Source organism: Streptomyces sp. NBC_00344 (assembly GCF_036088315.1).
Classification (GTDB): Bacteria; Actinomycetota; Actinomycetes; order Streptomycetales; family Streptomycetaceae; genus Streptomyces.
In genome coordinates this window covers 5,966,775-5,978,992 of the sequence record NZ_CP107996.1, presented here as the reverse complement: position 1 = coordinate 5,978,992, position 12,218 = coordinate 5,966,775, and the positions used below count along the sequence as shown (strand labels likewise).

At 71.7% G+C, this 12,218-nt stretch carries 10 protein-coding genes; 2 read left to right on the top strand and 8 right to left on the bottom strand.

All coding sequences use genetic code 11. The features are described from left to right. The first annotated feature begins 45 nt into the window (after window positions 1-45). Window positions 46-1,419: a cryptochrome/photolyase family protein gene (locus tag OHS16_RS27090; protein WP_328539860.1), complete on the top strand. Its 1,374-nt coding sequence runs from the start codon at window positions 46-48 to the stop codon at window positions 1,417-1,419. A 27-nt stretch (window positions 1,420-1,446) separates the two neighbouring features. Here the strand turns inward: OHS16_RS27090 and OHS16_RS27085 are convergent, their stop codons facing one another. The 4 genes from OHS16_RS27085 to fmt all read right to left on the bottom strand — a co-directional run bounded on the left by OHS16_RS27085 (window position 1,447) and on the right by fmt (window position 5,915). Further along, window positions 1,447-2,463: a sugar-binding transcriptional regulator gene (locus OHS16_RS27085; RefSeq protein WP_328541003.1), complete on the bottom strand. Its 1,017-nt coding sequence runs from the start codon at window positions 2,461-2,463 to the stop codon at window positions 1,447-1,449. 109 nt (window positions 2,464-2,572) lie between these two features. Continuing rightward, on the bottom strand, window positions 2,573-3,259 hold the full coding sequence (rpe, locus tag OHS16_RS27080; RefSeq protein ID WP_328539859.1) for a ribulose-phosphate 3-epimerase: 687 nt from the start codon (window positions 3,257-3,259) through the stop codon (window positions 2,573-2,575). A 216-nt stretch (window positions 3,260-3,475) separates the two neighbouring features. Next, on the bottom strand, window positions 3,476-4,930 hold the full coding sequence (locus tag OHS16_RS27075; protein WP_328539858.1) for an RsmB/NOP family class I SAM-dependent RNA methyltransferase: 1,455 nt from the start codon (window positions 4,928-4,930) through the stop codon (window positions 3,476-3,478). Between the two features lie 40 nt (window positions 4,931-4,970). Further along, a complete protein-coding gene (fmt, locus tag OHS16_RS27070) occupies window positions 4,971-5,915 on the bottom strand; it encodes a methionyl-tRNA formyltransferase (RefSeq protein WP_328539857.1) in 945 nt (314 codons plus the stop codon). Window positions 5,916-6,138: 223 nt separating this feature from the next. On the opposite strand from fmt, the gene OHS16_RS27065 reads away from it, so the two are divergent. Continuing rightward, a complete protein-coding gene (locus tag OHS16_RS27065; RefSeq protein WP_328539856.1) occupies window positions 6,139-6,708 on the top strand; it encodes a hypothetical protein in 570 nt (189 codons plus the stop codon). 95 nt (window positions 6,709-6,803) lie between these two features. Here OHS16_RS27065 and OHS16_RS27060 read toward each other — a convergent pair whose 3' ends face one another. The 4 genes from OHS16_RS27060 to rpoZ form a co-directional block, all read right to left on the bottom strand. After that, the gene (locus OHS16_RS27060) at window positions 6,804-8,948 is read right to left on the bottom strand and encodes a primosomal protein N' (protein WP_328539855.1); all 2,145 of its coding nucleotides are present in this window, start codon (window positions 8,946-8,948) and stop codon (window positions 6,804-6,806) included. Between the two features lie 236 nt (window positions 8,949-9,184). Next, the gene (gene metK / locus OHS16_RS27055; RefSeq protein WP_328539854.1) at window positions 9,185-10,393 is read right to left on the bottom strand and encodes a methionine adenosyltransferase; all 1,209 of its coding nucleotides are present in this window, start codon (window positions 10,391-10,393) and stop codon (window positions 9,185-9,187) included. A 239-nt stretch (window positions 10,394-10,632) separates the two neighbouring features. Continuing rightward, entirely contained in the window at window positions 10,633-11,844 is a 1,212-nt protein-coding gene (gene coaBC, locus OHS16_RS27050; RefSeq protein WP_328539853.1) for a bifunctional phosphopantothenoylcysteine decarboxylase/phosphopantothenate--cysteine ligase CoaBC, read from the bottom strand. A 98-nt stretch (window positions 11,845-11,942) separates the two neighbouring features. Continuing rightward, window positions 11,943-12,215 carry a DNA-directed RNA polymerase subunit omega gene (gene rpoZ / locus OHS16_RS27045; RefSeq protein ID WP_028814064.1) on the bottom strand — a complete coding sequence of 91 codons (273 nt, stop codon included), beginning with the start codon at window positions 12,213-12,215 and terminating at the stop codon, window positions 11,943-11,945. Window positions 12,216-12,218 lie beyond the last annotated feature (3 nt).

Sequence of the window (12,218 nt, the reverse complement as noted above, 5' to 3'; positions counted from 1 at the left end):
AAGCCGTTGAACCGTATCCGTACTACCCCGACCAGGAGTGGCGCCATGACCGTATCGGTCGCCCTGTTCACATCCGATCTCCGGCTGCACGACAATCCGTCGCTGCACGCGGCCATCGGCTCGGTGGACGAGGTGGTGCCGCTCTTCGTCAACGACAGCCGCATCCGGGCCGCGGGTTTCGCCACCCCCAACCGCACAGCGTTCCTCGCCGACTGCCTGAACGGACTCGACTCGGGGCTGCGGGAGCGCGGCGGCCGTCTCGTCGTGCGGTCCGGTGATGTGGTCGAAGCGGTCTGCCGGGTCGCGGCGCAGGCCGACGCCCGTGAGGTTCACGTGGCAGCGGGGATCAGCGGCTACGCGGACCGCCGGGAGGAGCGCCTGCGGGATGCGCTGGAATCCGACGGCCGCCGTCTGCTGGTCCATGACGCGGTGGTCACCGCCGTCCCGCCCGGCGACATCACCCCGGCCGGCTCGGACCACTTCGCCGTGTTCACTCCCTACTTCAGGCGCTGGTCGCAGCAGCACCTGCGGAGTGTCCTGCGGGCCCCGCGCGTGGTGAGGGTCCCTGACGGCATCGGATCGGAAGCTCCGCCGGCCCGCGAGAAGGTGTCCGGCGTCTCGGACGGCCTGGCGGCAGGCGGTGAGGAAGAGGGCCGCAGGCAGTGGGCTGCCTGGCAGCGCACCGGGCTCGCCGCCTACGAGGAGCGCCATGACGATCTGCCGGGGGACGCGACGTCGAAGCTCTCCCCGCATCTGCATTTCGGCACCCTCTCCCCCGTCGAGCTCGTGCACCGCGCCGTCGGGTCGGGCGGGCCCGGCGCAGAGGCCTTCGTACGGCAGCTCTGCTGGCGGGACTTCCACCACCAGGTGCTGGCCGCGCGTCCGGCGGCCGCCACCGACGACTACCGCTCACAGCACGACTCCTGGCGGTCCGGGGCAGCGGCGGAGCGGGACACCGAGGCGTGGCGGGAGGGGCGCACCGGCTATCCGGTGGTCGACGCCGCCATGCGCCAGCTGAAGCACGAGGGCTGGATGCACAACCGCGGCCGGCTGCTCACGGCGAGTTTCCTCGCCAAGACCCTGTACGTGGACTGGCGGGTGGGAGCCCGGCACTTCCTGCAGCTGCTGGTCGACGGCGATGTGGCCAACAACCAGCTCAACTGGCAGTGGGTGGCCGGCACCGGCACGGACAGCCGGCCCAACCGGGTCTTCAACCCGGTGACCCAGGGCAAACGGTACGACCCGGACGGCGCCTACGTGCGCCGCTGGGTGCCGGAGCTCCAAGGCATCAAAGGCGCCGCCGTGCACGAACCGTGGAAGCTCCGGGCGGCCGACCGAGGCGGTGACGACTACCCCGAGCCGCTGCTCGAGCTGTCCGAAGGACTGGCCCGCTTCAAGCGGGCCCGCGGACGGGACTGAGGAGGCCCGGACCGCCGGCCGGTCTGGTCAGTCCCCGTCCGGGTCGGCCCTGTCCAGTGCCCTTCGCGGCCCAGGGCCGGTCTCGGTCAGCAGGACGTCGGCGGCCGCGGTGTCCGTGACCAGACTGGTGACCAGCCCCGACTTCAGTACGGCGCCGATCGCCGCCGCCTTGCGCTGGCCGCCCGCGATCGCCACGACCTCCGGGATGCGGCGCAGCCGGTCGGCCTCCACGGTGATGCACCGCTCGCCCAGGTCGCGCCCGACCCGCCGGCCCTCGGCGTCGAAGAGGTGGGCGGACATCTCGGCGGCGACTCCGAGCGAGGCGTAGTGCTGCCGCTCCTTGTCACTGAGCATGTCGTGGACGGTGGAGATCCCCGGTTCCCACGAGCCGATGGACACCGCGGCCACGGTCACCTTGTCGAAGTACTCGAAGGCACGCGCGATCCCGGTCTGGTTGCGCAGCGCCGCCGCGGTGGCCGGATCGGGCAGCAGCATCGGGGCGTAGATGGGGTGCGCCTCTCCCCCGGACACCTGGGCTGCCCGCCGCACGGCCTCCACCGAGCCGCGCTCGGCAGTACCGGCGTCGTACACACCGGTCAGCTGGACGACCGTGCACGGCGGCAGGCTGTCCAGGGCCGCCGCCATGTGGATGGTGGACCGGCCCCAGGCCAGGCCGAGCACATCGCCCTCGGTCACCAGCTCGCCGAGCAGATCGGCAGCCACCTCGCCCAGGTTCTCCGGGTCGGGGGCGTCGTCCGCCTCCTCGGCCGGAGACTCCACGACGACCGCGTGGCGCAGCCCGTAGCGTGCCCGAAGCGCGTCGGAACGCTCGGCGTCCAGCTCTGCGGGTACGCGGATCTCGATCCGTACGAGATCACGCTCGAGGGCGGTTTCCAGGACCCGTGCGACCTTGAAGCGGCTGACGCCGAACTCCTCCGCGATCTGGATCTTGGATTTTCCCTCCAGGTAGAAGCGGCGGGCCATGGCAGCCGCCTGCACCAGCTCCGCGGGTCCCATCCGCAGGGCTGGTCGACCCGACGACATACCAGACACCGCGATCTCCTCACTGCTGTTTCACTCCCCGGACCCGCCATCCTGTCAGATCCGGCACATCTTGATCGGCCCGCGAGGGCCGCGTTCATCTGCTGGTGGCTCAGTGGCCGCATGCCCAGGGGGCCGATGCGGTGGTCTCCTCCGCCTGGTGCCTGAGCATGCGAACGGCCGCGGCCGGGTCGTCGGCGCCGTACACCGCGGAGCCCGCGACGAAGACATCCGCGCCTGCCTCGGCACACCGCTCGATGGTGGAGGCGGAAACACCGCCGTCGACCTGCAGCCACAGTTCGAGGCCGTGCTTCGAGATCAGCTCACGGGTCCTGCGGATCTTCGGCAGCATGATGTCCAGGAAGGACTGTCCGCCGAAGCCGGGCTCCACCGTCATGATCAGCAGCATGTCGAGCTCGGGGAGCAGGTCCTCGTAGGGCTCGATGGGCGTCGCGGGCTTCAGCGCCATGGAGGCGCGGGCGCCCTTGGCCCTGATTTCGCGGGCCAGCCGCACCGGGGCCGCGGCCGCCTCCGCGTGGAAGGTGACCGAGCCCGCGCCGGCCTCGACGTACTGCGGAGCCCAGCGGTCCGCGTTCTCGATCATCAGATGGCAGTCCAGAGGGGTGTCCGTCGCGCGGCTGAGCGCTTCCACCACCGGGACGCCGAGCGTCAGGTTGGGCACGAAGTGGTTGTCCATCACGTCGACATGGAGCCAGTCGGCACCTTCGACAGCCCTCGCCTCCTCCGCGAGCCGGGAGAAGTCGGCGGACAGGATGCTGGGATTGATCTGCGCGGCCATGCCCCAAGCCTGCCATGCCCCGGCCCAGTTGCCTGCCACGGTACGGACCAAGTACGGCCTCAGAGCCGCGCACTCCTCACAATCCCGGCGATTCCTCCCCGGCATCCCGCGCGGAGACCGCTGCCGGATGCCGTCCTTCCGCTGGCCCGCGCGGAGACCGCTGCCGGATGCCGTCCTTCCGCTGGCCCGCGCGGAAACCGCTGCCGGATGCCTCCCTCAGCCCGTTCGCCGCAGCAGGGCGAGATACATGGCGTCGGTGCCGTGCAGATGCGGCCACAGCTGAACGTCGGGCCCGTCCCCCACGGCGGGGACCCCGGGCATCAGCGGCCGCACGTCGATCCATTCGGCTTCGACCGGCTGACCGCCCCGGCCCCCGAGCACGTCGTCCACCACGATCCGGGTCTCGGCCAGGTGCGGCGAGCAGGTCGCGTATCCGACGACGCCGCCGACACGCACCGCGCCGAGGGCTTCCCTGAGCAGCCCGCGCTGGAGTGGGGCGAACCCCTCCAGGTCCTCCGGACGCCTCCGCCAGCGCGCTTCCGGCCTGCGCCGCAGAGCACCGAGACCGGTGCACGGGACGTCCATCAGTACCCGGTCGAAAGAGCCGGGCAGCCAGGGCGGCCGGGTGCCGTCCGCGGCGATCACCTGGTACGGCCCCGGATTGCCGGCCAGGGTCCGCTCGACCAGCCTGGCCCGGTGCGGTTGCTTCTCGGAAGCCAGCAGCGTGGCCCCGCGCTGCGCCGCCAGGGCGGCCAGCATCGCGGCCTTGCCACCGGGGCCGGCACACCCGTCGAGCCAGCGCTCGTCACGGCCTTCCATCGGGGCGTTGGCCAGAGCGATGGCGACCAGCTGGCTGCCCTCGTCCTGCACCCCCGCCCTGCCGTCCCGTACCGCTTCGATGGCACCGGGCTCGCCACCCTCCGCGAGCCGTACGGCGTACGGCGACCAGCGCCCGGGCAGCGCGGAGTCCTCTCCGGCTGCCTCGATGAGTTCGTCCGTCGTCGCCCGGCCCGGCCTGGCGACCAGCGTCACCTCGGGCCGTTCGTTGTCCGCCTCAAGCAGGTCCTCGATTCCGGCGCGGCCGCCGCCCAGCGAGTCCCACAGCGCCGAGACGATCCACCGGGGATGCGAGTGCACCACGGCCAGATGGTCCTCGGCGTCCTGGTCGTACGGCGGAGCGACCCGCTCCAGCCAGCCGTCGAGGTCGTCGGCCGCGACCTTGCGCAGGACCGCGTTGACGAACTTGGCCCGTCCGTCCCCGAGCACCACCCTGGCGAGCTCCACGCTCGCCGAGACCGCCGCGTGCGTGGGGATACGGGTTCCGAGCAGCTGATGGGTGCCGAGGGCCAGGACGTCGAGCACCGGCGGATCGACCTGGCGCAGCGGCCGGTCGATGCACGCGGAGATCACCGCGTCGTACGTCCCCTGCCTGCGGAGCGTCCCGTACACCAGCTCGGTCGCCAGTGCCGCGTCCCGCCCGTCGAACTGGGGGTTCTCGCGCGCCTTCTTCAGCAACGGCGGCAGGACGAGGTTGGCGTAGGCATCCCGCTCGTCGACTGCCCGCAGTGCCTCGAACGCGAGGATCCGCACCGGATCCTTCTGCGGACGGCGGTACGGCTTCGAGTGCGGCTTCGGCTGCTGGGCTGGACGGCGACGAGGCTGGTCGGTCACGTGAAAGGTGCTCCGCTGATGATGAGAGGGACGAACTCTCTCAGCCTACGTCCGCCGGCCCGACGTGCTCTCCGGGGGCGATGCGCACTCCGCGCGCCCAGTCGGCCGCGCGCATCGGCTTCTTGCCCTGCGGCTGGACCCACAGCAGCTCGACGGCGTGCGAGCCGGTGCCCGCGTAGACGTTGGTCTTGGTGACGGACAGCTCGCCCGGAGCGAGGTCCGTGCGGTCGCCCACCAGCGCGAGCGAGACCAGCTTGAGCCGCTCGCCGCGGAAGACCGTCCAGGCGCCGGGCGCGGGGGTGCAGCCGCGCACCACCCGGTCCACCCGCATCGCGGGCGCCGTCCAGTCGGCCTGCGCGTCCTCGACATTGATCTTCGGAGCGAGGGTGACGCCGTCGGCCGGCTGCGGTTCGGCGTGCAGAGTGCCGTCCTCGATGCCGTCCATGGTGGCGACGAGCAGACCGGAGCCCGCGAAGGCGAGCCGGGTGAGCAGATCGCCGCTGGTGTCGGTGGGCCGGATCTCCTCGGTCAGCACTCCGTAGACCGGACCCGAGTCGAGCCCCTCCTCGATCAGGAAGGTCGACGCCCCCGTCACTTCGTCGCCGGAGATGATCGCGTGCTGCACGGGCGCGGCACCGCGCCAGGCCGGCAGCAGCGAGAAATGCAGATTGACCCAGCCGCGGGCCGGAACCTCGAGCGCGGACTTCGGCAGCAGCGCTCCGTACGCCACGACGGGACAGCAGTCCGGGCCGATCTCGCGCAGCCGGGCCAGGAAGTCCTCGTCACGCGGCTTGACCGGCTTCAGTACTTCGATGCCGGCGTCCTCGGCCCGCTGTGCGACCGGGCTCGCCATCAGGGTGCGTCCCCGCCCGGCCGGCGCGTCGGGCCGGGTGACCACGGCTGCCACCTCGTGCCTGCCGGATGCGATGAGAGCGTCCAGGGCGGGTACGGCGACTTCGGGGGTGCCTGCGAAGACGAGTTTCACTGGGTGCCTCTCGGACCGGTACGTACGACAACGAGCAGCGCACCAGTCTATGGGCCGGGCCGAGGGGGCGTACGCCTGGCTGCGCGCCCCTCGCATATGCCCTTACGCCCCCGCAGCGTGACCAGATCAACGGGTGGCGCGTTGGTCAAGAGAGATTGACCGAAACGACAAGGGCCGCAGGCGCGGCCCGATCCCTTTCAACGCCGGTTCGAGAGGCTTGTTCATGGCCGACCACGCAACCCACGACGCCCAAGCGCGGGCCAGCCTCCACCTGTTGGTGCGGGACATCGAGCGGGTCCGCCGACAGGTGGACGCACTTCGCACACTGACCGCCCAGTTGGGGAACGTCTACCGTCCGCGCCGCTCGGGACCCTCCACGGGCTTCGTCGTCTACGGCAGGGCTCCCGCCCCCACCGTCCGGCTGGCCCAGGAGCTGAGGGACAGTGTCGAGACACTGGTGACCGCCGCGGTGGACTTCGACCGTTCGCTGGGATTCTCGTGGGACGCGGTGGGTTCGGCCCTCGGCGTCACCAAACAGGCGGTGCACCGCAGATACGGTGCCCGGCGCGCCGCAGCGGCCACCGCCACGGCCACCACCGCCGAAACCGAAACCGACCCCACCACCGATGAGGAGAGCGCACCGCAGACGGGCCCGGCGCACACACTGCCCGCTGCGCCCGGCCTCCCCTCCGTACCTGCCGCGCGGTCGATGCCGCCGCAGCCGCCGGCGGGCAGCCAGTCGTCCCGGGAAGAGGCACGCACGAGCGCGTTCCCCGGTCCTCGGAACGGCTGACCCGCCCCGCCCCCGTTGCACTGCCCCCGGAGAGCGGCCGTCCGGGGGCAGCCGTGCGCCGGGACACCGATGCGCGGACGCCGGGCTGGGCCCTCTCAGCCGATCTCCGGCGGGTCCACCCTGATCCGTACCGGATCGCCGCCGCGGGTCAGCCGCGCCGCCTGCGCCGTCCTGAGCGCTGCGGCGAGCTCCGCACCGCTGCCGGGCGGCACCCGGATCAGCGCACGCTGCCAGTTCTCCCCCGGCGGCGCTTCGCCGGTCCTGCGCGGCCGGTTCGGATCGCCGGCCTCGACAGCCACCGGCCCCAGCACCTCGGCGTCCCCCGGCAGCCGGACCGCTTCCATGAACGCCTCCACCGCCGCTGGTTTCCCGGACACGGCGGCCATCCGGGAGACGGGCGGGAAGCCCAGCTCGGCCCGCTCGGCCAGCTCACGCACCGCGTGCCCCACCGGGTCCCAGCGGACCAGGGCCTGCACCGGGCGCAGCGTCGGCTCGGCGACGACCACCACCGTGCCGCCTTCGACCTGGCCGCGTACCAGCGATGCGGCGTCCATCCAGCGGCGCAGCGCCTCCTCACCGGCCCGCAGGTCGGGGCGCCCGAGCATGACCCAGCCGTCGAGCAGCAGTGCGGCCGCATAGCCGCTCTCGGCGACCGGCTCGGCGCCCGGGGTACTGACCACCAGGGCGGGCCGGCCGTCCACGGTGTCGAGCACATGGTCGCGTCCGGATGTCCGCACGGGTACGGCGGGAAACGCCCGTCCCAGCTCCTCAGCGGTGCGCCGGGACCCCACGATCAGGGCCCGCAGTCCCGTATGGCCGCATTCCGCGCAGCGCCGGCCGGCAGCGTCACGTCCGCACCATGCGCAGTGCAGCGCCCGCTCGTCCGGGGCCTCCAGCGGTCCCGAGCAGTGCGCGCACCGGGCCGGTGTCCTGCACCGCTCGCAGGAGAGTCTCGGCACATAGCCCCGCCTCGGCACCTGCACCAGCACCGGACCGCTCTTCAGCCCTTCCCTGACCGCCTGCCAGGCCACGGTCGGCAGTCGCGCGGCGCGGGCCGCCTCGTCCCGGGCCAGGTCCATGTCCCCGACGGTCCGCACCAGCGGTGCGGCCGCCCGGATCTGCTCGCGGTCCGCGACCAGCGGGGACGCCCAGCCGCTCTCCACGAGCTGAGCCGCCTCCACCGTGCAGCTTCTGCTGCCGAGCAGAAAGGCGCACTTGTCGTGTGCGGCACGCAGCAGCAGCACCTCGCGCGCGTGCGGCAGCGGTGCATGCGGCTCACTGTGGCTGGAGTCCCCGTCCTCCCAGATGACGACCAGGCCGAGGTCCCGCACCGGCGCGAACATGGCGGCCCGCGTCCCGACCACCGCCCGCACCGAACCGCGCCGTACCGCCAGCCACTGGCGGTACCGCTTCTCGGGCCCCGCATCGGCGGTGAGCAGCGCGTGCCGCCCGGCGCCCAGCTCCTCGGTGAGTGCCGCGTCCACGCGCGCCGCCGTCCGCCCGTCCGGCACCACGACCAGCGCACCGCGACCGGAGGCCAGCGCCGCCCGTACGGCGATCGCCACCTCCCGCGGCCAGTGCGGGCCGGGCAGCGCGGTCCAGACGGCGCGCGGCGCTCCGCCGCCGGCGAGCGCCCGCAGAAAACCGGGGCCCTGCGCATAACGCCCCCAGCTGGCCGGTTCCGGCTCCGCCGGTGACTCCAGCGGTGGCGGTGACGGCCTGCCCTCGGCACGCGCGTTCCTCGGCGGCACTGCCAGCTGCAGTACGTCGGCGAGAGAGCCCGCATACCGGTCGGCCACCGCCCGTGCGAGTGCCAGCAGCTCGGCGCTGAGCACCGGCTCGGGCGAGACCACTCCGGCGAGCGCGGCCAGCGGACCCGCGTAGTCGGATTCAGCACGCCGCTCCACGACGAACCCGTCGATCAGCCCGCCGCCCTCACGGCGGCCGGCCCGGACGTTCCGGTTCCCCGCTCCGAACCGGACCCGCACCCGCACACCCGGCTGGGCGGCTTCGTCCAGCTCCTCGGGAACGGCGTAGTCGAAGAACTGGTCGAGATGGAGCACGCCCTTGTTCACCACGACCCGCGCCACCGGCAGCTCCCCGGCGAGCGCGGCGCCCCGCCAGGTCCGCGGCTTGGCCCGCGGGACCTTCGCCGTGCGCACCGTCTCCCTGATGAGCGCGAGCTGTTCCGGGGCCGCGGTCTGCCGCGGCCCCGTGTTCGGTTCGTCCTCGCTGCTCACAGCCAAATTCCTACCAGAAGCCACTGACATCCCGACGGCCCGGTGACCGCCGCGGTGTGACCGGCGGGCGGGTGAAACAGCTTCACACCGCAAGCGGCCCGCCAGCGGCGCCACCGAAGGATCCGGTGACGCCCCTGACGGGCCGATATGCAGCTGAGCAGCGGTGGTACGACGACCGCCGGAACCTGGGAACCGCTCGGGGCCGGCGCAGGTACGGCCGCCGTTCGGGGCCGGTCCTACAGACCGGTTGCCTTGCGCAGCGCGTCCACCCGGTCCGTGCGCTCCCAGGTGAAGTCCGGGAGCTCGCGGCCGAAGTGGCCGTATGCGGCGGTCTGCGCGTAGATGGGCCGGAGCAGGTCGAGGTCACGGATGATCGCGGCCGGGCGGAGGTCGAAGACCTCGGTGATGGCGTGCTCGATCTTCTCGACGTCCACCGACGCGGTGCCGAAGGTCTCGACGAACAGGCCCACCGGCTCCGCCTTGCCGATCGCATAGGCGACCTGGACCTCGCAGCGCGAGGCAAGACCGGCGGCCACCACGTTCTTGGCGACCCAGCGCATGGCGTAAGCGGCCGAGCGGTCGACCTTCGACGGGTCCTTGCCCGAGAAGGCACCGCCGCCGTGACGTGCCATGCCGCCGTAGGTGTCGATGATGATCTTGCGGCCGGTCAGACCCGCGTCGCCCATCGGGCCGCCGATCTCGAAGCGGCCGGTCGGGTTGACCAGCAGCCGGTAGCCCTCGGTCTCCAGCTTGATGCCGTCCTCGATGAGCTGGTTGAGCACATGCTCGACGACGAACTCGCGGATGTCGGGGGTGAGCAGGGAGTCCAGGTCGATGTCGCTCGCGTGCTGCGACGACACGACGACCGTGTCGAGGCGGATCGCCTTGTCGCCGTCGTACTCGATGGTCACCTGGGTCTTGCCGTCGGGGCGCAGATACGGGATGGCGCCGTTCTTGCGCACCTCGGAGAGACGGCGCGAGAGCCGGTGTGCCAGGTAGATGGGCAGCGGCATGAGCTCGGGTGTCTCGTCGCAGGCGTAACCGAACATCAGGCCCTGGTCGCCCGCGCCCTGCTTGTCGAGCTCGTCCTCGTCGCCCTCGACGCGCTTCTCCCAGGCGGTGTCGACGCCCTGGGCGATGTCGGGCGACTGTGCGCCGATGGACACCGAGACGCCGCAGGAGGCACCGTCGAAGCCCTTCTTCGACGAGTCGTAGCCGATGTCGAGGATCTTGTCGCGGACGAGCTGCGCGATCGGCGCATACGCCTTGGTGGTGACCTCACCGGCCACATGCACCTGGCCTGTGGTGATCAGGGTCTCCACGGCTACACGGGAGGTCGGGTCCTCGCGCAGAAGTGCGTCGAGAATCGTGTCGCTGATCTGGTCAGCGATCTTGTCGGGGTGGCCCTCGGTGACTGACTCCGAGGTGAACAGACGACGGGACACAACGCTCCCTGGGGTTGCAGCGGCTGCTGGCTGATCATGGGTGGAGCGGCCGGGGGCTGCGCCCGGCTCGTTCCGCGACCAGTTTATCGGTCGCCCCCGGCCAACGGGCCACGTGTCTCGACACGTGGGAGCCGTGTGACCTGAGGCACTGCCTATCGGGGCAAGGCTCCACCCGGTTCCGCCGGCTGGAAAGCCGGACAGGCCCGGTTCCATCCATCGGGTGGGGTGACACAAGAATTTCATCCCAGCCTGGGTACCACCAGGTCCCAGACCGCATCGGCAAGTGCCGCCTTCGGACCGTACGGCACCGCGGTCTCGCCTCCTTCGGCGTCGAGGACGACCGCTTCGTTCTCCTCGGACCCGAAGGTCCTCCGCTCGCCCACCTCATTGACCACCAGCAGGTCACAGCCCTTGCGCCGCAGCTTCGCGCGGCCGTTGTCCATGACGTCGTCGGTCTCCGCGGCGAATCCGACGACCACCTGCCCGGCAGTGGCCCGGTCGGCGGAGATCTCGGCGAGGATGTCCGGATTGCGGACCAGGACGATCGGCGCGGGCTCCTGGCCGTCCTTCTTCTTGATCTTTCCCTCGGCGTAGGACGCGGGCCGGAAATCGGCGACAGCGGCGGCCATGACCACCGCGTCGGCGTCCGCCGCCGCCTTGAGGACGGCCTCGCGCAGCTGTACGGCGGTGCCGACGTGGACGATGTCGGCGCCGGCCGGGTCGGGCAGCCCGGTGTTGGCCTCGATGAGCGTCACCCTGGCCCCGCGGGCGACAGCAGTACGGGCGAGGGCATAGCCCTGTTTCCCGGAGGAACGGTTGCCCAGATAGCGGACCGGGTCGAGCGGCTCCCGGGTGCCGCCCGCGCTGACCACCACATGGCGGCCCGCGAGGTCGGGCCCGGCGACTCCGCGGGCGAGCACCTGCCGGCAGGCCTCGAAGATCGCGCCGGGATCGGGCAGCCGCCCCTTGCCCGTGTCGACCCCGGTGAGCCTGCCGACGGCGGGCTCGATCACCACGGCGCCGCGGCGCCGCAGCGTGGCCACGTTCTCCTGGGTTGCGGGGTGCTCCCACATCTCGGTGTGCATGGCGGGCGCGAAGACCACCGGACATCGGGCGGTGAGCAGGGTGTTGGTCAGCAGATCGTCGGCAAGTCCGTGGGCGGCCTTGCCGAGCATATCCGCCGTCGCGGGAGCGACCAGGACCAGATCCGCCTCCTGGCCGATCCGCACGTGCGGCACCTCGTGGACATCGGTCCACACCTCGGTCGACACCGGATGCCCGGAGAGTGCCGACCAGGTGGCGGCACCGACGAAGTGCAGCGCCGAAGCCGTCGGTACGACCCGCACGTCATGGCCCGACTCGGTGAGCCTGCGCAGCACCTCGCACACCTTGTACGCGGCGATGCCTCCGCTGACCCCCAGAACGACCTTCGGCCTGTCCGCCACGTCCATGCCTCCCCGGCTCCCGCATTCGGATTCGTACACCCATGACACACCACAGGCCCGGCAGTAGCGCTGCCGGGCCTGTGGGGAAAAAACAGCTGTCTGCGTTACTGCGCGGGGCCCTCGATGGCCTCGGAGGTCAGCAGACCCGCGTTGATCTCGCGGAGCGCGATCGAGAGGGGCTTCTCGTGGACGTGCGTGTCCACCAGCGGACCGACGTACTCGAGCAGGCCTTCGCCCAGCTGCGAGTAGTACGCGTTGATCTGGCGCGCGCGCTTGGCGGCGTAGATCACAAGGCTGTACTTGGAGTCGGTTGCCTCGAGCAGCTCATCAATCGGCGGGTTGATGATGCCCTCGGGCGTGGAGATGGAAGAGGACACTCT